This window comes from Acinetobacter baylyi DSM 14961 = CIP 107474, assembly GCF_000368685.1.
Taxonomy (GTDB): domain Bacteria; phylum Pseudomonadota; class Gammaproteobacteria; order Pseudomonadales; family Moraxellaceae; genus Acinetobacter; species Acinetobacter baylyi.
In genome coordinates this window covers 389,836-411,300 of record NZ_KB849623.1, presented here as the reverse complement: position 1 = coordinate 411,300, position 21,465 = coordinate 389,836, and the positions used below count along the sequence as shown (strand labels likewise).

21 protein-coding genes are annotated in these 21,465 nt (G+C 41.9%); 13 read left to right on the top strand and 8 right to left on the bottom strand.

The window, feature by feature from the left end:
* Nucleotides 1-120: 120 nt before the first annotated feature.
* Nucleotides 121-2,337 (top strand): DNA topoisomerase IV subunit A, encoded by a 2,217-nt coding sequence (gene parC / locus F952_RS01905; protein ID WP_004920774.1) that lies wholly within the window; start codon nucleotides 121-123, stop codon nucleotides 2,335-2,337.
* Nucleotides 2,338-2,483: 146 nt separating this feature from the next.
* Nucleotides 2,484-4,163, top strand: a complete 1,680-nt coding sequence (locus F952_RS01900) for an AMP-binding protein (protein ID WP_004920772.1) — start codon at nucleotides 2,484-2,486, stop codon at nucleotides 4,161-4,163.
* Between the two features lie 55 nt (nucleotides 4,164-4,218).
* Here the strand turns inward: F952_RS01900 and F952_RS01895 are convergent, their stop codons facing one another.
* Nucleotides 4,219-4,599, bottom strand: a complete 381-nt coding sequence (locus tag F952_RS01895) for a hypothetical protein (protein ID WP_004920770.1) — start codon at nucleotides 4,597-4,599, stop codon at nucleotides 4,219-4,221.
* Nucleotides 4,600-4,709: 110 nt separating this feature from the next.
* Here F952_RS01895 and F952_RS01890 point away from each other — a divergent pair, with 110 nt between their 5' ends.
* Both F952_RS01890 and ppa read left to right on the top strand, forming a co-directional pair.
* A complete protein-coding gene (locus F952_RS01890) occupies nucleotides 4,710-5,108 on the top strand; it encodes an MAPEG family protein (protein WP_004920768.1) in 399 nt (132 codons plus the stop codon).
* A 126-nt stretch (nucleotides 5,109-5,234) separates the two neighbouring features.
* Entirely contained in the window at nucleotides 5,235-5,762 is a 528-nt protein-coding gene (ppa, locus tag F952_RS01885) for an inorganic diphosphatase (protein WP_004920767.1), read from the top strand.
* Nucleotides 5,763-5,852: 90 nt separating this feature from the next.
* On the opposite strand, the gene F952_RS01880 is transcribed toward ppa, so the two are convergent.
* Nucleotides 5,853-7,154: an OprD family porin gene (locus F952_RS01880; protein ID WP_004920766.1), complete on the bottom strand. Its 1,302-nt coding sequence runs from the start codon at nucleotides 7,152-7,154 to the stop codon at nucleotides 5,853-5,855.
* Nucleotides 7,155-7,776: 622 nt separating this feature from the next.
* Between F952_RS01880 and F952_RS01875 the strand changes: the two genes are divergently transcribed.
* Nucleotides 7,777-8,601, top strand: coding sequence for a TorF family putative porin (locus F952_RS01875; RefSeq protein WP_004920764.1), 825 nt, complete (start codon nucleotides 7,777-7,779; stop codon nucleotides 8,599-8,601).
* Nucleotides 8,602-8,669: 68 nt separating this feature from the next.
* Here F952_RS01875 and F952_RS01870 read toward each other — a convergent pair whose 3' ends face one another.
* Nucleotides 8,670-10,157: a YifB family Mg chelatase-like AAA ATPase gene (locus F952_RS01870; protein ID WP_004920762.1), complete on the bottom strand. Its 1,488-nt coding sequence runs from the start codon at nucleotides 10,155-10,157 to the stop codon at nucleotides 8,670-8,672.
* 69 nt (nucleotides 10,158-10,226) lie between these two features.
* Nucleotides 10,227-10,454, bottom strand: a complete 228-nt coding sequence (locus F952_RS01865; protein WP_026056902.1) for an accessory factor UbiK family protein — start codon at nucleotides 10,452-10,454, stop codon at nucleotides 10,227-10,229.
* A 277-nt stretch (nucleotides 10,455-10,731) separates the two neighbouring features.
* Between F952_RS01865 and glnK the strand changes: the two genes are divergently transcribed.
* From glnK to F952_RS01835, 6 genes are all read left to right on the top strand, one after another.
* Nucleotides 10,732-11,070: a P-II family nitrogen regulator gene (gene glnK, locus F952_RS01860; protein ID WP_004281042.1), complete on the top strand. Its 339-nt coding sequence runs from the start codon at nucleotides 10,732-10,734 to the stop codon at nucleotides 11,068-11,070.
* 61 nt (nucleotides 11,071-11,131) lie between these two features.
* Nucleotides 11,132-12,532: an ammonium transporter gene (locus tag F952_RS01855; protein ID WP_004920758.1), complete on the top strand. Its 1,401-nt coding sequence runs from the start codon at nucleotides 11,132-11,134 to the stop codon at nucleotides 12,530-12,532.
* Between the two features lie 122 nt (nucleotides 12,533-12,654).
* Nucleotides 12,655-13,134, top strand: coding sequence for a transcriptional regulator NrdR (gene nrdR, locus F952_RS01850; protein ID WP_004920757.1), 480 nt, complete (start codon nucleotides 12,655-12,657; stop codon nucleotides 13,132-13,134).
* Nucleotides 13,127-14,215, top strand: coding sequence for a bifunctional diaminohydroxyphosphoribosylaminopyrimidine deaminase/5-amino-6-(5-phosphoribosylamino)uracil reductase RibD (gene ribD / locus F952_RS01845; RefSeq protein WP_011182005.1), 1,089 nt, complete (start codon nucleotides 13,127-13,129; stop codon nucleotides 14,213-14,215). The genes nrdR and ribD overlap by 8 nt, the downstream gene beginning before the upstream one ends.
* Entirely contained in the window at nucleotides 14,212-15,507 is a 1,296-nt protein-coding gene (locus F952_RS01840; protein ID WP_004920754.1) for a DNA adenine methylase, read from the top strand. The genes ribD and F952_RS01840 overlap by 4 nt, the downstream gene beginning before the upstream one ends.
* Nucleotides 15,508-15,551: 44 nt before the next feature.
* On the top strand, nucleotides 15,552-16,211 hold the full coding sequence (locus F952_RS01835; RefSeq protein WP_004920751.1) for a riboflavin synthase: 660 nt from the start codon (nucleotides 15,552-15,554) through the stop codon (nucleotides 16,209-16,211).
* A gap of 47 nt (nucleotides 16,212-16,258) precedes the next feature.
* Here F952_RS01835 and F952_RS01830 read toward each other — a convergent pair whose 3' ends face one another.
* The 4 genes from F952_RS01830 to F952_RS01815 form a co-directional block, all read right to left on the bottom strand.
* Nucleotides 16,259-16,477 (bottom strand): hypothetical protein, encoded by a 219-nt coding sequence (locus tag F952_RS01830; RefSeq protein ID WP_004920749.1) that lies wholly within the window; start codon nucleotides 16,475-16,477, stop codon nucleotides 16,259-16,261.
* Between the two features lie 122 nt (nucleotides 16,478-16,599).
* Nucleotides 16,600-17,232 (bottom strand): cell division protein BlhA, encoded by a 633-nt coding sequence (blhA, locus tag F952_RS01825; protein WP_004920746.1) that lies wholly within the window; start codon nucleotides 17,230-17,232, stop codon nucleotides 16,600-16,602.
* A gap of 35 nt (nucleotides 17,233-17,267) precedes the next feature.
* Nucleotides 17,268-17,675 (bottom strand): DNA polymerase III subunit chi, encoded by a 408-nt coding sequence (locus F952_RS01820; protein WP_004920744.1) that lies wholly within the window; start codon nucleotides 17,673-17,675, stop codon nucleotides 17,268-17,270.
* Nucleotides 17,668-19,116, bottom strand: a complete 1,449-nt coding sequence (locus F952_RS01815) for a leucyl aminopeptidase (RefSeq protein ID WP_004920741.1) — start codon at nucleotides 19,114-19,116, stop codon at nucleotides 17,668-17,670. Before F952_RS01815 ends, F952_RS01820 begins: the two co-directional genes overlap by 8 nt.
* A gap of 154 nt (nucleotides 19,117-19,270) precedes the next feature.
* On the opposite strand from F952_RS01815, the gene lptF reads away from it, so the two are divergent.
* Together lptF and lptG are read left to right on the top strand one after the other, a co-directional pair.
* Nucleotides 19,271-20,371 carry an LPS export ABC transporter permease LptF gene (gene lptF / locus F952_RS01810; protein ID WP_004920738.1) on the top strand — a complete coding sequence of 367 codons (1,101 nt, stop codon included), beginning with the start codon at nucleotides 19,271-19,273 and terminating at the stop codon, nucleotides 20,369-20,371.
* Nucleotides 20,371-21,441 (top strand): LPS export ABC transporter permease LptG, encoded by a 1,071-nt coding sequence (gene lptG, locus F952_RS01805; protein WP_004920734.1) that lies wholly within the window; start codon nucleotides 20,371-20,373, stop codon nucleotides 21,439-21,441. The genes lptF and lptG overlap by 1 nt, the downstream gene beginning before the upstream one ends.
* Nucleotides 21,442-21,465: the final 24 nt, after the last annotated feature.

The window sequence follows — 21,465 nt, the reverse complement described above, 5'->3', positions numbered from 1 at the left end:
GTTTTACAGCATAAGACATAATTTGACGCAGAGCATATAGACATTCCCTTGTGTCTATATGTCTGGCGACATAGGATAACCAATAAGACAAAACATATTAATTTAGGATGATTCGTTGTTATGACCAGCCTTGCGCATCATGCGACTGAAAACCGTTCCGTTGCCGAATTTACAGAACAAGCGTATCTCAACTATGCCATGTACGTGATTATGGATCGTGCATTGCCTCATATTAGTGATGGTTTAAAGCCTGTACAGCGCCGTATTGTATATGCAATGAGTGAGTTGGGCCTAAAATCAACAGGAAAACCCAAAAAGTCAGCACGTACTGTGGGTGATGTACTGGGTAAATATCATCCTCATGGTGATTCGGCCTGTTATGAAGCCATGGTTTTGATGGCACAGCCATTTAGTTATCGTTATCCTTTGGTGGAAGGGCAAGGAAACTGGGGTTCTCCTGATGATCCTAAATCTTTTGCTGCGATGCGTTATACCGAAGCCAAACTGTCGGCGTATAGCGAACTGTTATTGAGTGAATTGGGGCAGGGAACCGTAGACTGGCAAGATAACTTTGATGGATCGTTAAAAGAACCGATCAATTTACCTGCGCGCGTGCCTAATATTTTATTAAATGGCACTATGGGAATTGCAGTGGGCATGGCCACGGATATTCCACCCCATAATTTACGTGAAGTGGTCAAAGGGACCATTGCCCTGATTCGTAACCCTGAAACCACAGATGAGAAACTGGCAGAATATATTCCAGCACCCGACTTGCCGACCAAGGCAGAGATTATTACCCCAAAGGATGAGTTACTTAAAATTCAGACCACTGGGCGTGGTAGTTATCGTGCTAGGGCGGTTTATCACATTGATAAAAACGAGATCGTCATTACTGAGCTACCGTATCAGGTATCTGGCTCAAAAGTCATTACTCAGATTGCAGATCAGATGCAGGCCAAAAAACTACCGCTGGTCAGTGATGTCCGTGATGAATCAGATCATCGTAATCCAACGCGTTTGGTCATTGTATTACGTTCAAACCGTGTAGATGCTGCGGCTGTGATGAGCCATTTATTTGCAACCACCGATCTTGAAACCAGTTATCGGGTCAATTTGAATATGATTGGTTCAGATGGTCGTCCTCAGGTGAAATCAATTCGCCGAATTTTGCTGGAATGGATTGAAATCCGTAAAACGACTGTGACACGTCGTTTGCAATATCATTTGAATAAAATTGAAAAACGCTTACATATTCTGGCTGGTTTGCTGATTGCGTATTTGGATATTGATACCGTGATCAAGATCATTCGTGAAGAAGATCAGCCCAAACCTGTCCTGATGCAACATTTTAATATTGATGAAATTCAGGCAGAAGCCATTTTGGAACTTAAATTGCGCCATTTGGCAAAATTAGAAGAAATGGAAATTCGCCGTGAACAAGAAGAGCTTGAAGCCAGAGCTGCAGTTATTCGTGAACAATTGGGTAATCCAGAATCGTTAAAAAATCTGATTATCAATGAACTTAAGGAAGATGCTAAAAAATTTGGTGATGATCGACGTTCTCCAATCGTACAGCGTGAAGAAGCCGTACAGATTCGTGAACAGGATTTGCTACCAGCAGAGACGGTGACAGTTGTTCTATCTGAGGCAGGCTGGATTCGTTCTGCCAAAGGTGAAGTCGATGCAGAAAATCTAAATTATCGTGCAGGTGACCAGTACCAAAGTCATGCCATTGGTAAGTCAAATCAGCGTGTTTATGTACTTGATGAAACCGGGCGAAGCTATGCGCTTAGTATTGGCAACCTACCTTCTGCACGTGGACTCGGCGAGCCGTTAAGTTCAAAACTGTCGCCTGCCAATGGTGTCTCCTTTATTCAAGTGTATATCAATGATGAGGAATCTGAACTGATTGCAGTAAGTGATGCAGGTTATGGCTTTAAAACGCAGACCAAGCAACTAGATACCAATGCCAAAGCAGGCAAAGCATTTCTGAGTGTTCCAGAGGGCGCCAAAGCATTGCCATTATTGACGATACGTGATGCGACGCATCTGGCTATGCTTAGTTCGTCTGGTCGTTTACTGATTGTAGATTTGTCAGAATTACCAATATTAAACAAAGGTAAGGGTAATAAGTTGATACAACTTGATGATAAAGATCAAATTTTATCCATGACATTGCTCAGCTTAAATGAAATAATTCAGGTGGTTGCGGGACAGCAACATTTAAAAATAAAAGGTGATGACCTTCAAAAATATATGGGTAAGCGTGCGACAAAAGGGCAACTCTTACCACGAGGTTATCAAAAAGCAAATAGACTGTTGATTCAGAGATAATGCTCGCATCGGTTATCTAAAATACGTTATATATGAAAAGCAATGTAGGAAATAGATGACATGATGGGGCAGCAGAAACCAATAATAGGCTCGATCATTGAATAAATAGTTGATATTTAAAATTACCGATTGGAGATATTTGTATTATGGAAAAAATTTGGTTTGCTGAATACCAGAAAACAGGAATTCCGGAAACAGTAGAATTACCACCAGAGAATACATCGCTCGTTGATATCTTTGAGCGTAATTTTCAAAAATTTGGCTCACGTGATGCATTTATCTTTATGGATAAAGCATTGACCTTTAATGAGCTTGAAGAAGCGAGCCGTAAATTTGCTGCCTATTTACAAAGTCTGAATTTACCGAAAGGTAGCCGCGTTGCAGTCATGATGCCGAATGTATTGCAGTATCCTATTGTGGCATTAGGCGTCTTTAGAGCGGGTTTGGTTCTGGTTAATGTCAACCCATTATATACCGCGCGTGAACTCGAACATCAGTTAAATGATTCTGGTGCAGAAGTGCTGGTGATCATTGAAAACTTTGCGAGTGTTTACCAAACAATTTTGGGTAAAACACCTGTTAAGCATGTGGTGATTGCCTCAGTCGGCGATATGCTCGGGACACTTAAGGGTACACTGGTTAATTTTGTATTACGTAAAGTGCGTAAGCAGATTCCAGCGTGGAATGTGCCAGGTCATGTAAAGTTTAATTCTGCTTTAAATAAGGTAAGTCCATCTCATTACAAGCGACCAAATCTCACTTTAAGTGATACCGCTGTGCTTCAGTATACGGGTGGCACGACAGGCGTATCGAAAGGGGCTGAGCTGACACATCGTAATCTTGTGGCAAATATGCTGCAATGTGATGGAATCTTCCAGAGCAAGTTTGGATCAGGTGACAGTTCTAAAGACGATAAAATGTTCTGTGCCTTACCGCTTTATCATATCTTTGCCTTTATGGTATGTGCCATGTATGGCATGTACAAAGGTCAAGCCAATATTCTGATTCCAAATCCACGTGATTTACCTGCTGTGATTAAGGAATTACGTAAGTATCAACCGACGTTCTTTCCTGCCGTAAATACCTTGTTTAATGCATTGGTTCATAACGAAGAATTTAAGCAACTTGACCATAGCAAATTGAAAATTGCGATGGGCGGTGGTATGGCGGTACTTCCTTCTACCGCAGAAGCATGGAAACGAATTACAGGCGTTACCATTATTGAAGGCTATGGCTTGTCAGAAACCTCACCTGTGGCAACGGTAAATCCCCCTGCGTCGAGTGAATTTAGTGGCACAATTGGTATTCCATTACCATTAACTGATGTCGCGATTCTGGATGATGATGGTCATCCAGTTGCACTCGGAGAACAGGGTGAGATCTCGATTCGTGGGCCTCAAGTCATGAAAGGATACTGGAATCGTCCAGATGAAACGGCGAAGGTTATGACCAGTGATGGTTTCTTCCGTACAGGTGACATTGGCGTGATGAATGATCGCGGCTACGTCAAAATTGTAGATCGTAAAAAAGATATGATTTTGGTGTCGGGCTTCAATGTTTATCCAAGTGAAATTGAAGAAGTGATTGCAAAACATCCGAAAGTACTGGAAGTCGCTGCAATTGGCGTACCTGATGAAAAATCTGGTGAAGTACCCAAACTGTTTATTGTGAAAAAAGATCCATCACTCACAACCGAAGAAGTTTTAAGCTTTGCCAAAGAGAATTTGACAGGTTACAAACGTCCGCGTTATGTCGAGTTTATGGATGAGTTACCAAAATCTAATGTCGGTAAAATCTTGCGTAAAGACCTGCGTAAAACCAATTAATTCATCTATATCAAAAAACGCCTGAAAGTCAGGCGTTTTTTTATATTCTGATTTTTTAATGTGTCATTAACCAGCGATCCATATAAGGCCGTCCAATTCCGACCAATCCTGCAAAAACCAGCATACAGCCGAGTTGCAGACGTAAATATTCAAGCTGGAGCTGCCCATAACTTAAGTAGTTATCCATTAGGCAATAAATACTGATCAATACCAGCCAGATCCAGAGCGACATTCGTTTAATTCCCACCGCCCAGAATGCGATGGTGAGAATAATGAATGTTGCGAGCGTGGATTGCCAATTTAGATTTGCACAGATGGTACTGAGTAAGAAAGCAACAATTGGTAGGACAATTTTGAGAACACGATCCACTTTCAGCTGATTTTGGCGCTGTTTGGCCAAGACCTCAAATATTTCGTCTTGATCTGTAGGACTCATTCGTATTCCTTTTAAGCTTCCGTTATACAAAACACTATATTTAACCGAATTTAGGCGTAAAACACCATGTTATGATAGGCAAATCAAAAAATATGTCTTGAGAAGAGATCATGCAGGGGATAAATGGTATTGTTTACCTAATTTTAGCAGCATGTTTACTGCCATATGCGTTTACCATCATTGCCAAACTTGCAGGTGGTTTTAAACCCAAAGATAATCAGAATCCGCGAGCCTTTCTGGCCAATACTACGGGGCTAGCAGCACGTGCCAATGCAGCACAGCAAAATAGTTTTGAAAGCTTACCTCTATTTATTGCCGCAATACTCATGGCAGAATATATGGTAGTTCAGCAGGTGGTGATTATGACTTTCGGCATCGCCTATCTGATTTTGCGTGTGCTCTATGGTATTTGCTACTTGGCAAACTGGGCGATGCTACGTTCAATCATGTGGCTATTGTCGATGCTGTGTCCGATCTTTCTTCTTATTCTGGTTATTCGTCTAGTCTAAGTTCATAGACTAAAACGGAACAGATATTTTTCCTTAAGCAAAATGTATAATCAGCGCAGTTCGATTGATAAAACCGTTATAATCGACGCGATTTAAATCAGGTTTAACCGTTAAAAGAGTGTTGCTATGAGCTACAACAATATCCCTGCGGGCAAAGATGCACCAAATGATATTTACGTTATCATTGAAATTCCAGCAAATGCTGCGCCAATCAAGTATGAGATTGATAAAGATTCAGATGCATTATTTGTAGACCGTTTCATGGGTACTGCGATGTTTTACCCTGCAAACTATGGCTATGTACCAAATACATTGTCTGAAGATGGTGATCCACTAGATGTATTGGTAGTGACACCTTATCCAGTTGCTGCTGGATCTGTGATTCGTTGTCGCCCAGTGGGTAAACTCAATATGGAAGATGACGGTGGAATTGATGCGAAATTGATCGCTGTTCCACATGAGAAATTGTCTCCACTTTATAAAGATGTGCAAGAATATACAGATCTTCCACAATTACTTATCAGCCAAGTTGAGCATTTCTTTGCTCACTACAAAGATCTAGAGCCTGGTAAGTGGGTGAAGATCAGTGGTTGGGAAGGTGCTGATGTCGCGAAAGCAGAAGTGCTCAAAGCGATTGAAGCTGCAAAAAAATAAGATAAAAAAATCAAATACCAGTTTGCTGATATTTGATTTTTGATATCTAAAAGGCCCTAGCGAGCGAACTGGCTAGGGCTTTTTTATGACTTAAAGGAACTTGATTGGGAAATCAATGAAGATACGCGTTTCGTTGGTATCGCCATAACCATTCGCCCCAATGTCGCTTTCACGCAAAATAGAGTAACGTGCACGGATTTTTAAATCTTTGGCAAAACCGCTTTGAACGGTATAGCTCAATTGGTTAAAGAACTCACGCTCGTTGGCATTATCGATGTTCTTGCTGTCAATATCGATATCCCAGCCGTAAACAAATGCAGTGGTCCACTTCAAGCCCGGTACGTTATACGCGCCCAAATCGAGGTTATATTGCAATTGAACCGATTTTTCGCCTTTGCTGTTAAAGTCTGAAAGGTAAGAGTTTGGTAAATAAATACTTTGACCACCGTCTTGGTTTACACCGTAATCATAGCCGATACCACCGGTATTTTGCTGGTAAGCACCCATCACTGAGTGTGGACCTTGACTATACGTTGTTGAGAAAGCCCAGATATAGTTATTCAGATCTTCTGTACGTGTATTCACTGGCGTATTGTCATATACAGACGCACCTGGTTTAAACTTAGTGCTATAACCGGCCCACTCGTAACTGAGAGAACTGTCATTTGCCAGTGGTTGCTTATAAGCAGCACTCACGTAGTGACGCTCAATTTTATCTTTGATATCAGCGCCGTAATACGATGCATTCAACTGGTCATTAAATTTATATTTGGCACCCCAGACATAAGCACGATCCAAACCATTTTGGTCAGATGCAATATGTTCTGGAAGTTGGTTCTTGGTGAATTTACCAGCCACAAGCTCAAGGTCTTTTATTTCATGGCTGGTAATCAAAGTCCCTTCAAAATATTCTGGCGTGTTACGAGTGGTCATACTGGCCAAAACAGGCAAATCAAGTACCTGAGTACCGTAGGTTAAGGTGGTATTCGACGCACGTGCTTTTACAAAGCCACCACCACGTGTCCATTGATCGTATGGATCAACGCGACCGTTGGCATCTTCACGTCCATCGTTTTTCAGTGCAACCATGCTGTTGCCAGAATGATAATTATCACCCAACTTAAATGAAAAATCGCCGACTACACCAGCAGCAAAACCAATCGGGCCTTGAGTAAAGCCAGACTCAAGATTAAGCATCGCCGATTGAACCCAAGAATTTTTATCTTGCAGTCCTTTCTTTTTATCGCGCTGGATAAAACCATTGCGCAGTAAAATAGAACCCTGAGCACCTTCAACAAATCCTTTTGCATCGCTTTGTTCGCTTGCGTATGCTGAAGAAATAAGTACAGCGTTAATTACAACGGCTAACGTCAGCTTTTGTGCCTTTAGCATTAAATACCTCGAAAATTTTAATCATCATTTTTGTTTCTAAGCAGGCTTAGAAAATGACAAAATTGTATAGATAATCTATAAAAAAGACACATTTTTTATGAACATTTTTTACCATTGTATATAATTTTTTAACATATACCTGTTAGAGCGCTGATGTGATCAGATTGAAGTTCTGATAATTTTAAATTTCATTTTAATCTTCATGTATAAGGTTTTGCCTAATTTTTGTGCGTAATAAAAAGATAGACAGTAAAAAAGAACTTAAATGGTGCAATTTTATATATTTTGTTACATGTATTGTAGTTACATCATTATTGATAGTTTTAGATACTCAAAATAAGAGCAAAGTATATTTAATGCTCTATATTGGATGAGATGAACCATTGGTAACAAATGTTTGCGTAACTCTGTATGATTTTAAAACTGATAAAATCCACTAAAAATAAAAAATACTTTAATTTTTTAAACTCATGTTTTTAATATAAATATTTTTAAAAATTAAAAATAAGATTAAATAAAAATAATTTCTGACCCAATTGGCACAGCATTTGCTAAATCATCACTGATGCAATTTTAAAATCAGAAATCCGTTGGTGAGCACCAACACAGGGGGAGAATTACAATGAAAAAATTTGCATATCAAGCAGCCGTATTAGCAAGCTTAGCCGCGAGCGCCACTGTTGCTATGGCAGAAGATAGTAAATCAAGCATTGCCGGTTTTTCAGTCGCAGGTAGTGTTGCTGCTACTACTGATTATCGCTTTCGTGGTGTATCACAAAGTTCGAACAACCCTGCGATCCAAGGTGGTTTTACCATTAATCATGAGTCTGGTGCATATTTGGCACTATGGGGTTCAAGTGTCGATTTTGGTGTGGCAGGAAACTCAACTGAAACGGATGCATCTTTAGGTTATACCAACAAGATTCACTTTTCTCCTAGCTATAGCGCAACCTATGATGTCGGTATAACTCATTATGGTTATATTGGTTCTGGACATAGTTTTGACCGAAGTGGGATTGGATATGAAGGTAAAAATGGTCTGGACTTTAATGAACTTTATGCAAAATTAATTTTTGCCGATAGCTTATTCACTGGTGATAGCCTAACTTTAGGTGTTAACTATTCAGATGATTACTGGGCACATACTAAAAATTTCTGGTACTTCAATGCAGGTTATAGCGCCCCAATCGCAGACACTGGATTTACTGGTATTGCATCCGTAGGTTATAACAATTTCAAAAATAAAGATGCAATGGCTGTGGTTGCAGGCGGCCCAGCAAAGGATGACAGTTATATCGACTATAAATTTGGTGTGCAATACACAGTATTAGGTGTAACTGCTGAATTAGCTGGGGTGGGTACTGATGTAAGTACTTCAGGTGTGCCAGGAGCATTACAAAAACCATATGAGTTAGGTGCTGTATTTACGTTGTCTAAAACATTCTAATTTTTAACATAAAATTTTGTTATTGATTGATTTGAAAAGACCGTTTTATTAAAACGGTCTTTTTTATTTTAGCTATGTTCACTGCGATAGGATAAGGCTTCATTTAAATGATGACGCTCAATCTCAGGGCTCTGTTCCAGATCGGCAATGGTGCGTGCAACGCGTAAAATCCGATGATAGGAGCGTGCTGACAGATTGAGCTTTTGCTGGGCAAGAGCCATAATTTTCTGAGAAGCAGGACTAAGCTGGGCTATTTCTTCAAGCTGTCGTGGCGTGAGTGCTTGATTTAAACAGTTTTGTCGTTTGATTTGGTACGTATAGGCATTTTCTACACGCACTCTTACACTGGCAGAATTTTCAGTAGGGGCTGTACTTTGTAATTCGTTGGCCTGTAATGGTGGTACATCAATGTGTAAGTCAATTCGATCTAATAATGGACCAGAAATTCGAGCCTGATAACGACGAATGGCTTCTGGAGTACACTGACAACGTTGATCCTGACTAAAGGCATAGCCACACGGACAAGGATTCATGGCAGCAATTAACTGAAAGTTTGCAGGAAAAGAAATCTGACGGGCTGCCCGCGAAATAGTAATTTCCTTCGCTTCTAAGGGTTGACGCAATACTTCAAGAACTTTGCGATCAAATTCTGGAAGTTCGTCCAAAAATAAAACGCCTAAATGCGATAAGGTAATTTCACCTGGTTTTGGATTTGAACCCCCTCCCACTAAAGCAATAGCCGAAGCTGTATGATGGGGTGCCCTAAATGGTCGAAGCCCAAAAGGATGAGAGGTATTGGCGATAGAATAGATACTCGCTACTTCAAGATTCTCTTGAGGGGTAAGCGGTGGCAAAATACTCGGTAAGCGAGAAGCCAGCAATGTTTTTCCTGTTCCAGGTGGCCCACGAAAAAGTAATGAATGCCCACCAGCCGCAGCGATCTCAAGAGCGCGTCTTGGACGAAGCTGACCTTTGACATCAGCCAGATCCAGTGAATAGCGATGTTGCGTATTTAAAACAGCAGTTTTATTTGGAGAGAGCAGTGTGATCTTTAAAAAATGCTCACATACCTGTTTTAAATGGGCAGCAGTATATGAAGAAAAATCAGGAAGCTGGCCAATCTCTTGGCCATTTTCATCAGGTGCAATTAATTGATGTTTGGCTTGTTGACATGCGATGGCAATAGTCAATGCACTGGTGACTGGGCGTAAATGACCGTCTAAAGCCAGTTCACCAATCAGTTCATATTGATCTGTACAACCTTCAGGTAACTGACCTGAAGCAATTAAAATACCCAAGGCAATAGGAAGATCCAGACGTGAACCATCTTTGGGCAGATCGGCTGGTGCTAAATTAATGGTTAGGCGCTTGGTCGGGAATTGAAAACCACTATTGATGATGGCAGAACGAACACGATCTTTACTTTCACGGACCGCGGCTTCGGGTAATCCAACGATAGTCAGTGAAGGAAGTCCTTGACTTAAATGAACTTCAACTTCAATTTGTGGTGCGTGTAAACCCAAAACACCCCGCGTAAAAATTTTTGCAAAGGACATACTATTATTGTTCCATTATGGTGCTTTTTTAGAATAGGTATAAAGTATAAAAATGCGCTAAAAGAGTGCTTATTTTTTATTATGAATCTGTTGTTCAAGTAAAGTCACTTGTTCTTGTAGGCTTTTTAAACGTAGATTCGCTTGATGAAGAGCGTGATGTTGACGTTCGATCTCTTGTTTTGAGACCAAATCTAGCTTTTCAACTGCTTCATTGAGTAAGGCACGCAGGTTTTTTTCCAAATCTTTTTTGGGTTGATCCACTTGTTCTAAAATGGCGTGTAATAAGGTCTCAAGCATAATAAATACTAATAAGTTATAAATTTCTAGTGAGTTTAACACCACTGATCGGATCACTAAAGTCAGGCGTGTGAAAACAATCTGATTTTTATGAAACTACAACATCATAAATATAAGGAAAAATGTTTAATTTTTAAGGCCAAAGCTACATCTCACTGCATAAATAGGTTATAAAGAAAGCTCATGCTCATATTTTTATGGCCCCCAACCTTTGAAATATTGGCATGAAAATTGAACATAAAACCTTACTGGTGAAAGAAGCCGAAGGAAAACAAACATGAAGCTCGTAACTGCAATTGTAAAACCATTCAAACTGGATGATGTGCGTGAAGCCCTTTCAGAGATCGGTGTTCAGGGGATTACTGTCACTGAAGTAAAAGGTTTTGGACGTCAAAAAGGCCATACTGAACTCTACCGTGGTGCTGAATATGTAGTTGATTTTCTACCAAAAGTAAAAATTGAAATTGCAATCAGCGATGAGATGGTCGATGCGGTGATTGAATCTATTACACGTGTTGCAAGCACAGGCAAAATCGGTGATGGAAAAATCTTTGTAACGAACCTTGAACAAGTGATCCGTATTCGTACTGGTGAAACTGGTGCAGATGCTGTTTAAGTGTTGGCATAAAGTTTGCTGAGTACAAATAACTCATAAAAATTGAGGTTGGGGGATACGAATGAAAAAAATGCTTTTAGCGCTAAGTCTATCTGGTGCGCTTTTAGGTGGTTCGGCTGCGTGGGCAGAAAATGCGGCATCAGCACCGGCAACTGAAGAAACAACAACCGTTGTAGCTACAACGACTGAAGCACCTGTAACTGGCTCGGCAGAAGCACCTTCCGCCGCTACTGCTACACCAGCGCCAGCAGCAACACCCAAAATGGATTCGGGTGATACAGCATGGATTCTGATTTCTACTGCTTTAGTTCTTTTAATGACCATTCCTGGTTTAGCACTTTTTTATGGTGGTATGGTACGTAAGAAAAACGTATTAAGCACTATGGCACATAGCTTTGTCGCTGCTGCAATTGTCAGTATTGTTTGGGTGGTGATTGGTTATACCTTGGCATTTAGTACTACAGGCAATGCCTTTGTTGGTGGTCTGGATAAAATCATGCTGTCGGGTATTACCACAGAGGCCTTGAGTGGTACCATTCCTGAGATTCTTTTTGTTATTTTCCAAATGACCTTTGCGATTATTACTGTTGCCATTATTAGTGGCTCGGTTGCTGAACGTATGAAGTTTGGAGCCTTTGTTGCATTTATCACCATTTGGGTCATCGTGGTGTATGCGCCAATTACCCACTGGGTATGGGGTGGTGGCTGGTTGGGTAGCGATGGCGCACTTGACTTTGCTGGTGGTACCGTTGTTCATATCAATTCGGGTGTTGCTGGTCTGGTTGCTGCGTATATGCTCGGTAAGCGTATTGGGCTGGGTAAAGAATCAATGGCACCACACAACCTTGCACTCACAGTGATTGGCGCAAGCTTGCTCTGGGTAGGTTGGTTCGGTTTCAATGGTGGTTCTGCACTTGCTGCAAATGGTGCTGCAGGCTATGCCTTGGTGACGACTCAGGTTGCAGCAGCAGCAGCGGCAATTTCTTGGGGTATTGTTGAGAAAATTGTTCGCGGTAAAACTTCATTGCTTGGTCTTCTTTCAGGTGCAGTTGCAGGTCTGGTTGTGATTACACCGGCTGCAGGCTTTGTTACTGTAAGTGGCGCGTTGATCATGGGATTGATTGGTGGTGTCGTTTGCTTCTGGGGAATTTCTGGCCTAAAACGTATGTTGAAAGCAGACGACTCATTGGATGCATTTGGTCTGCATGCCGTAGGTGGTATGGCAGGTGCAATCTTGACGGCTGTATTTGCAAGTCCATTCATCATGGGTGACAAAGCGCCAGCAAGTGTGACACATCAGCTCTGGATTCAAATAGAAGGTGTATTGGCTACAATTGCATATAGTGCTGTGTTGACCTTTATTATCTTGAAAGTCATTGATGTCGTGATTGGAATTCGTGCTAACTCTGATGATGAGCGTATGGGTCTCGATTTGAGCCAGCATGGCGAACGTGTAGAATAATTATTGAGTTCTTTAAAAAACAGCCGATCAGGCTGTTTTTTTATGGCGTTTTGTGGTCGAGATTCTGTAAGCGTTTAAATTTTGCTACACTAGCTTAAATAAATGAATTCATTTGAGCTGCCATGCATTGTCCTTTTTGCAACGCCGCAGACAGTAAGGTGATTGATTCGCGTCTGGCTGCTGAAGGGTGTCAGATCCGTCGTCGACGCGAATGCATCAGTTGCGGTGAGCGTTTTACCACATTTGAAAGCTATGAAGTTGTGATGCCTAGAGTGATTAAATCAAATGGTAAAAATGAGCCGTTTGATGAAGCCAAGTTGCGTCGCTCGTTGATGCATGCTTTACAAAAACGTCCTGTGACCCAAGAGCAGATTGAAGCAGTCCTGAGTGATATTCAGCTAAAAATCCGTCGACTTGGCGAGCGAGATGTAAAATCACGTATGATTGGCGAGATTGTGATGCAGGCGCTGTTTGCATTGGATCATGTTGCTTATGTTCGCTTTGCCTCTGTTTATCAAGATTTTCAGGATGTCGAAGCATTTCGCCGTCAGATCGAACAAATGCAGCAACGTGAACAGGAATGTGAGAAACATGATGTCTGAACAAGAGCGTGATCATTACTGGATGTCACAGGCACTCGCACTGGCAAAAACTGCACAATTTCGCACACGTCCTAATCCTGCGGTTGGCTGTGTGATTGTAAAAGATCAACATATTGTTGGGCGTGGCTCGACAGCACCAGTGGGTGGCCCGCATGCTGAAGTGTTTGCTTTGCGTGAAGCGGGAGTTCAAGCACAGAATGCAACAGCCTATGTAACGTTAGAGCCCTGCTCACATTATGGACGAACACCACCATGTGCCAATGCCTTAATTGAAGCTGGAGTTTCGCGTGTCGTCATTGCAACGCTTGATCCAAACCCGTTAGTGGCAGGAAAAGGTCAAACCATGCTCAACCAAGCGGGTATTACCACGCAAGTGGGTGTGCTTGAAGAGCAGGCGCAAGAATTAAATCGTGGTTTCTTAAAAGTGATGGCAGGCGGATTGCCTTACGTCCGGTTAAAAGTCGCATCTAGTCTAGATGGTCGAACTGCAATGGCATCTGGAGAATCCAAGTGGATTACTGGTGTAGATGCAAGGCTCGATGTGCAATACTGGCGAGCACGTTCTGGCGCAATCATTACAGGTGTTGATACTGTACTGGCTGATGATTGCCAGTTAAATGTACGGGCTTTGCCAGATGTTGATGATTTGAGTGAGATTGTACAACCGAAGCGAATTATTTTAGATCGACAAGGTCGTTTACCGCTCACAGCAAAGCTGTTACAACATCCTGAAACTGTGGTGGTGATGGGACCATTTCGTCAGGAACTTGCTGATCTAGGTGTGGTACAATTTCCCGTTCTGCCATTGCAACAGCTTTTAGAGCACATTGCCAAAGAGCATCATATATATGATGTCATGATTGAGGCAGGCGCGACTTTATCTACTGCCTTTTTACAAGAAGATTTGGTTGATGAAGTCATTAGTTATGTGGCGCCAACATTATTAGGGTGTTCTGCGCGTGCCATGTTTAATGCTGAGCTAGATAAGATGGCTCAACAATTACGATTTGAACTGATTGACCTGACTCAGCTTGGTCAAGATATCCGTTTAAGGTTAGTTCCGATTCAAGAGACAGTATGAATTCAGAGGCTTCGGTTTATCATAAACGCCGCCATGCGGCACGAACGACAGATGAATATTTGTTTCATCAACTTGTGCCTTATCTGGGCAATAAGCGTCGTTTGCTGCATCTCATTTTAGAAGCACTGGAAATTACTGGAACGCTCAATAGCAAAAAAAAGAATCCGCCAATTTTTGCCGATTTTTTTGCTGGTAGCGGAGTTGTTTCACGCTTAGCTAGACAAAATGGTTATCGGGTCATTGCCAACGACTGGGAACCTTATAGCCATGCATTGAATCATGCGATTTTAGCGTGTGTCGATGATGCGCCAGCGTTTAAAGAACTTGGCGGCTATCAAAAGGCAATTGATTATCTGAATCGTTTGCCTGAAGTTAAGGGCTGGGTGACACATAACTTATGTCCACGCAATGACGATATTTATGATCCGAGTCGAGATCGTTTGTTTTTTAAGCGTCGAAATGGAATGCGTATCGATGCAATCCGTCAGCAAATCGCGACTTGGCAGGCGCAGGGTGCCATTAATGATGTCGAGATGAGCGCATTGCTGGCGCCATTATTATATTCGGCCAGTTTTGTCAGTAATACGAGCGGCGTCTTTAAGAGCTTTCATCAGGGCTGGGGTGGGCGTACCCAAACAGCACTTGAACGAATTGAATCATTGCTGTGGTTAACACCCAGCCGGTTTTGTGACGTGGGCGATTCTAAACGTCCTGCCGCTGAAATGTGGTGTGTAGACGCGCAGCATCTTGCCACTCAGATGAGTAGTTTTGAAGTTGATGTGGCGTATTTGGATCCACCTTATAATCAGCATGCCTACAGTAGTAACTATCATGTATTAAATGCTTTAACCTTGTGGGATCAGGTGGATTTACCCTCACCCGATACCAAAGGCTATAAAAGCGGAATTGACCGTGCTTGGCGTAAAGAACGTCCGAGTCCGTATAATTCGTCTAAGTATGCAAAAGATGCTTATGAGAAGTTACTTGAAACGATTAATGCACGTTATATTTTGACCAGTTATTCGACAGACGGAAATATTGAGCCAAAAGATTTACTCACTGCAAACTTAAAGCGCGGCAAAGTCACGTTATTAACTCAAGATGTGCCACGTTATCGTGTCAGTAAACAGCGTCAGTCAGAACGTGCACGTGTACTGGAATTTATTGTGATTACAGACACCCATGCCAAATCTGGCCCGCCATTACGTCAGTTGCTGGGTCAGCTTTATCATTTTGCTGAACTGGGTGGTGTTGATACTTCTGGGAATAGCACCCAGCTTGCGCTGTGGTAGTTACCGTCTGGTATTGTATTGTGTAGGAATTTGGAGAGATCAACATGTTTACAGGCATTATTGAAAGTTTAGGTCAGGTTGAAAGCCTCCAGAGTGTTGGCGGTGATGTACGTTTGCGTATTCAGACTGATCTGGATATGTCTGATGTACATTTAGGCGATTCAATTGCTACCAATGGTATTTGCCTGACTGTGATTGAATGGGGTAAAAACTGGTATGCAGCAGACGTTTCACGTGAAAGTTTAAATCGAACGACATTGGGTCAATGGAAAGTGGGGCAACCCGTGAATGTTGAAAAAGCCATGTTACCTACGACACGTTTTGGCGGGCATATTGTCAGCGGGCATGTCGATGCTGTCGGTGAGATTACCTTAGTCCGAGAAGATGCGCGTTCAATCTACTATGAAGTCACTGCGCCTGCCGAAATTGCAAAATATCTGGCAGAGAAGGGCTCGGTAACGGTGGATGGCATTAGTCTGACCATTAACCATTTACGCGGCAATATCTTGAGCCTGAATCTGATCCCGCATACTGCTGAACGTACCAACATTTCGACATGGAAAACGGGAAGTAAGGTGAATCTTGAAGTGGATGTATTGGCGCGTTATATCGAACGTTTATTACTCGGTGATAAAGCGGCTGAACAAAACCCAAAATCTGAGATCAGCATGAGCTTTCTAGCAGAAAATGGATTTTTAAAATAATAGTGTAAAAAGCTCATCTAAAAGATGAGCTTTTTTCTATGTATGTTTTAGTCTTTGACCACGGTCAGTGATGTTGTCCCCAGCCAAGGTTTGATGGCTTTTGGCACAATAATTGAAAAGCATCCATTTTGTGATTCACGCGCTAAAAAGACAGATAAAGAACTAAAATCATTACGGCTCATATATAAGTCATGTGCAGATAACGTCCACGACTCGCCTGTGTTTAACTGTGCGATTTTTTTTGAAATATTCGACAAAATGTCCATGATATATTCCTAAGTTTCTGATTTTATGTATATTCAAGAATTTAAATATACAATTGCAGATTGCATGTGACTATCATGTGACAAAAACATGTGAATTTTATGACATAAAATAGCTTTACCGATCAGTTGCTATCACGAGTTAAAGTTGAAAAATGTGAATGTTGCAAAATATAGTCAATTTCGTCTTGCGCAGCTTTGCGTAATTGGGCGCGAAATCCATTCACTGCCTCTTCAATCAAAGTGTCGGCTTCAAGTTCGAGGCGTAAACGTACACTTTCAAGCTCAGACACAATCTGCGAATCTGAAATACGGCTAGAACGTGAATAATCAATGGTGGCCTGTTCTGGATTTCGGCTATAACGTGCAGCAAGCTGTTCGATTTCTTCGTGTAGCTGACTGCGTAAAGCCATTAAGGCATGGGTTTGTTGTTGTTGTTGGTATGCTTCGTCTGCATATAAAGCCGCAATCTGTTGGGCGTGCTGTTCACGTTTTTGTGATAGAGACTGTTCAAGTGCCTTTTGCTTTCGAATACGTGCTTGCTCAATCAGTTCAGCTTTTAGCTTGGCATATGCTTGCTCAATTTTTTCATGTGCATGTTGTTGTTGTTGCTGATCCTGTTCAATCCACAACTGAATTGGAGTTTGTGGCTGTAATAAGTCACAGATTCGAGCAAGATCTTCTTTAAAAGTTTGACGTACAGCTTCAGGCGCATCTAGCCAACGCTTTTTAAAATCATGCCCGACATTTAATGCCACAATATTTCTCCTTACACCACAGCATGGTTTAACACTTATAATTTAAAAGTACGAGGTTCTACACCTAAACGACGATAAAGTTTGAATTTTTCTCGTCCAATCTGCTTTGCGGATTCAGTATTCTCAATAATTTCAATAATGTGACTAAACTCACTCATTTGTTCAAGTGCTTGATTGTTAAAATTAAACACAATCCATTCTTTCGAGGTAGGTAAATGGCTTGAAATACAAACAAAAGCGTGAGGTTGATCAATACCATGAGTGATAAAACTTTCCCGATCAAAGGTCCATAAACGTTCATCAAGCTGCTTTTGTAACTCCAGATCTGGACAAAACCACCATAGCTTTTGTTGTTGTTTCACGAGTTTTCGGCATAAACGGCAAGCACTTTCGACTTGCCGTTCCTGACTGGTTTCAAATAAATAGAAACTGATTTTAGTCATTCGTACCTACACGATTTGCTAAAAACTGAACTAAAAGTGGTACAGGACGACCTGTTGCACCTTTTGCTGTTCCTGAGAGCCAAGCTGTTCCTGCAATATCGAGATGCGCCCAGCGATAGTCGCGTGTAAAACGTTGCAGGAAGCACGCCGCCGTAATTGCACCGCCATAGGGTCCACCAATATTGGCAATGTCTGCAAAAGGAGAATCGAGTAATTCCTGATAGTCATCCATGACAGGTAAGCGCCAAACACGGTCAAAGGATTGTTCGCCTGCCTGCTGTAATTCTTGTGCAAGTGCATCATCTGGAGAGAAAAGACCACTGACCACCTTGCCAAGAGCCACTACACAGGCGCCTGTCAATGTCGCAATATCAATGACCAGACTTGGATTAAAACGTTTGATGTAGGTTAGGGTGTCGCATAAAACCAGACGACCTTCTGCATCGGTATTCAGAATCTCAACGGTTTGGCCACTCATGGTGGTGACAATATCACCTGGGCGAGTCGCTTGCCCTGAAGGCATATTCTCTGCGGCTGCAACGGCTCCCACCACATGAATGGGTAAACGAGCTTCGCATAGGGTACGTATTGTACCAAGAACCGAGGCTGCACCACACATATCGAATTTCATTTCATCCATGCCTTGAGCAGGTTTGATTGAAATACCACCAGTATCAAATGTTACCCCTTTACCTACCAGTACAACAGGCGCCTGTTCAAGCTGTGCATTATATTCAAGTGTGATGATACGGCCTGGACGATCTGAACCCTGACTCACAGCAAGGAAAGCATTCATGCCAAGATCAGCCATTTGCTGCTCATCCAGAATGGTCACTTTGAGCAACTCTGGAAACTCATGAGCCAATGCTTTGGCTTGATCGGCTAAATATTCTGGGAAGCAGATGTTACCAGGACGATTACCCAAGTCACGTGCCAAATCTTGTCCAGATGCAATCGCTTGAATTAAATCAAGCTGTTGCGTCGTGAGTCCAGTTTGAGCTGTAATCAGGTGAATCTGTTCAAGCTGTGCTTCACTTTTTTTAGACTTAAATTCATCAAAAACATAATTGGCTTGTGTAAGATTAAGTGCAAATAAATAATGCAGCTCGATTGGTAATGCGGAGATATCTAGATGAATTTGTTTGAATTTAGTTTGAACCAGTTTGATAATGGTTTGTGCAAGTTTTGCGATTTTGGCAGGTTGTAGGTCTTTTAAATCACCAAGACCAACCAGATTCAGATAAGAACAAGTCTCTGCCTGTCCAATGAGCGTGAGGACTTCGTTAAAACCAGATTTGAACTGACTGGTATGTGTAATGGTATCTAATGTATTGATTTTGTAGGTATCTGCTGTATTTTTCAATTGTTGTTCAGTGACCAATACCAGCAAATATTCATGCTGTGCAGATTGGGGTGCAGTAGATTGTAGAGTAAATTTCATATTGATTTAAACTGCCTGTATGTGTGTTTTCAAATAATGACATTGAAACATTTTCTTTGCGCGAGTTTCAATGTGCAACACATCGATAGGTTTTATATTTTTAGCATTCGGGTAAACTAGCGTGAGTTTCGATTGCCTTTTTGGAAGCACTAATTTGATTATTCGACGTTATCTTGTCAAACAAGTGGTATCGACGTCCTTGGTAGTGATTGCCTTATTGACCTTAATCATGATGGGTGGTCGTTTAATCAAGTATTTTGGCGTGGCTGCTCAGGGTCGTTTGGATGCTGGCGTACTGTTTAGCATCATTGGCTATCGTATGCCTGAATTTTTAACCCTGATCTTACCGTTAGGATTCTTTATTGGTTTGATGCTGGTGTTTGGTCGACTTTACGTTGATCATGAAATGGCTGTACTCAATGGCAGTGGCATCAGTCGAATTCGACTTGGACAGCTATTGATTCCACTGGCTTTGGTCTTCTTGGTGATACAAGGCATTTTGATGCTATGGATGACGCCTTGGGGGCTACGCCAGTTTGATCAACTCTCCAGTAGTCAGGCTGTTCGTACAGGCTTTGATTTAGTCAGACCCAAAGAATTTATATCATCGGGGCCTTATACCATCTATGCAGGGGATTTATCCGAAGACCGTAAAAACCTGAAAGATATTTTCTTCTACCAGCGAGCACAAAAAGAAGGCAAACCCGATGTCATGATTCTGGCCAAAGAAGCCACGCGTGTGGTCATGGAAAATGAAACGGCCAATGTAGTGGACTTGATTCAGGGACGTCGCTACGAAATTTATCCAGGAAAGGCAAAATATTCACAGGCCGAATTCCAGCGCTATCGTTTACGTCTAGAAAATGATAAGTCGGCAACCTTTGAAACTGACAAAGTTGAGGCATTGCCAAGTTCAAAACTCTGGAACAAATGGAACGATCCAGTCATTGCCAGTGAAATGGGCTGGCGTGTATTTGGCCCTTTTACCATTGTCATTGCCTTGATGATGGCTGTTGCACTGTGTGAGGTAAGTCCGCGTCAGGGACGTTATTATCGACTTATTCCTGCGATTTTTATCTTTGCGAGTTTAATTGTATTGTTAATCGCAATTCGTACACGTATTAGTCGTGATGAACTAGGTGTATGGGCTTATCCAGCAGCCTTGGCTGTGTATGGTATTGCTGCGGCGTTATTCTCACGCAAGCAAAAGCTGGCGCCTAAAATTAAGAAACAGATCAAACGAGTGAGAGCATAATGTTAGCACGTCGAATCGTCGCAAAGCATGTGACCAAAACCACGGCGCTAGCAATGCTAGGAACCACGATTGTTTTGGTGATTTTGCAGGTTTTATTTACCTATTTAGGTGAGCTGTCCAATCTTAAAGCAGACTATAGCGCCTGGCAGGCATTTTTATATGTTTTATGGGGAGCACCGCGCTATCTCTATGAAATTCTGCCTATCTCGGCGTTGATTGGTGCAATTTTAGGATTGGGTACACTGGCATCCAACAGTGAATTGATTGTGATGCGCTCGGTGGGAATCAGTTTATGGCGGATTGTCGGTTGGGTCATTCGTTCGGCATTAGTACTGGTTTTACTCTCGTTTGCATTGAGTGAGTGGGTCGTGCCGTATACCAATGAGCGAGCAAATAGCGTGAAGAGCCATCAAAGTGTTGCGGCACTGGGCGAGGTACGAGGTTACTGGTCACGTGAAGGACAGCGCTTTATTTATGTGGATTATGCCAACTCACAAGGTCAGCTTAAACGGATTCAGGTGGTCGATTTTGATGACAACTATCGTTTAAAGTCGGTAACCAATGCCGAGCAAGGACAGTTTGTCAAAGATGGTCAATGGTTGTTAAATCATTCGCAGCAGATGGCGATTCAGGGACAAGGCGATGCTGTATTGGCAAATGCAGCTAAACAGCCATTTTCATTGGCATTGCAGCCTAAGTACGTGCATATGGTGACGATTGATCCAGAAGATTTATCCTTTAGCCAACTGGTCAGTTTTATGAACTATATGCGTGAATACAGCCAAGTGCCGAAAACCTATCAGTTGGCATTCTGGAAGAAAGTGGCTTCACCTTTTGCATTGATTACGTTGGTATTGGTTGCCTGTTCTTTTATTTTTGGGCCACTACGCCAGCAATCGATGGGTTTTCGCTTGGTGATCGCGCTGTTTATTGGACTAGGTTTTTACTATTTACAAGATTTTCTTGGATATGCAAGTTTGGTTTATAACCCATCACCCGCATGGTTTGTACTTGGGCCAATTGTACTCATGTTTGTTGCGGGGAGTTACTTGTTATATCGGGCAAGATAAACCCGAGCTATAGAAAAAACACAT

What these genes read in the sequence shown, in the direction of transcription:
- F952_RS01855 (WP_004920758.1), top strand. Translation starts at nt 11,132, where the DNA reads ATGAAAAAAATGCTTTTAGCGCTAAGTCTATCTGGTGCGCTTTTAGGT.
- glnK (WP_004281042.1), top strand. Translation starts at nt 10,732, where the DNA reads ATGAAGCTCGTAACTGCAATTGTAAAACCATTCAAACTGGATGATGTG.
- parC (WP_004920774.1), top strand. Translation starts at nt 121, where the DNA reads ATGACCAGCCTTGCGCATCATGCGACTGAAAACCGTTCCGTTGCCGAA.
- F952_RS01875 (WP_004920764.1), top strand. Translation starts at nt 7,777, where the DNA reads ATGAAAAAATTTGCATATCAAGCAGCCGTATTAGCAAGCTTAGCCGCG.
- F952_RS01890 (WP_004920768.1), top strand. Translation starts at nt 4,710, where the DNA reads ATGCAGGGGATAAATGGTATTGTTTACCTAATTTTAGCAGCATGTTTA.
- F952_RS01840 (WP_004920754.1), top strand. Translation starts at nt 14,212, where the DNA reads ATGAATTCAGAGGCTTCGGTTTATCATAAACGCCGCCATGCGGCACGA.
- F952_RS01880 (WP_004920766.1), bottom strand. Translation starts at nt 7,154, where the DNA reads ATGCTAAAGGCACAAAAGCTGACGTTAGCCGTTGTAATTAACGCTGTA.
- lptG (WP_004920734.1), top strand. Translation starts at nt 20,371, where the DNA reads ATGTTAGCACGTCGAATCGTCGCAAAGCATGTGACCAAAACCACGGCG.
- ppa (WP_004920767.1), top strand. Translation starts at nt 5,235, where the DNA reads ATGAGCTACAACAATATCCCTGCGGGCAAAGATGCACCAAATGATATT.
- F952_RS01830 (WP_004920749.1), bottom strand. Translation starts at nt 16,477, where the DNA reads ATGGACATTTTGTCGAATATTTCAAAAAAAATCGCACAGTTAAACACA.
- ribD (WP_011182005.1), top strand. Translation starts at nt 13,127, where the DNA reads ATGTCTGAACAAGAGCGTGATCATTACTGGATGTCACAGGCACTCGCA.
- F952_RS01870 (WP_004920762.1), bottom strand. Translation starts at nt 10,157, where the DNA reads ATGTCCTTTGCAAAAATTTTTACGCGGGGTGTTTTGGGTTTACACGCA.
- F952_RS01895 (WP_004920770.1), bottom strand. Translation starts at nt 4,599, where the DNA reads ATGAGTCCTACAGATCAAGACGAAATATTTGAGGTCTTGGCCAAACAG.
- F952_RS01865 (WP_026056902.1), bottom strand. Translation starts at nt 10,454, where the DNA reads ATGCTTGAGACCTTATTACACGCCATTTTAGAACAAGTGGATCAACCC.
- nrdR (WP_004920757.1), top strand. Translation starts at nt 12,655, where the DNA reads ATGCATTGTCCTTTTTGCAACGCCGCAGACAGTAAGGTGATTGATTCG.
- F952_RS01815 (WP_004920741.1), bottom strand. Translation starts at nt 19,116, where the DNA reads ATGAAATTTACTCTACAATCTACTGCACCCCAATCTGCACAGCATGAA.
- F952_RS01820 (WP_004920744.1), bottom strand. Translation starts at nt 17,675, where the DNA reads ATGACTAAAATCAGTTTCTATTTATTTGAAACCAGTCAGGAACGGCAA.
- F952_RS01900 (WP_004920772.1), top strand. Translation starts at nt 2,484, where the DNA reads ATGGAAAAAATTTGGTTTGCTGAATACCAGAAAACAGGAATTCCGGAA.
- F952_RS01835 (WP_004920751.1), top strand. Translation starts at nt 15,552, where the DNA reads ATGTTTACAGGCATTATTGAAAGTTTAGGTCAGGTTGAAAGCCTCCAG.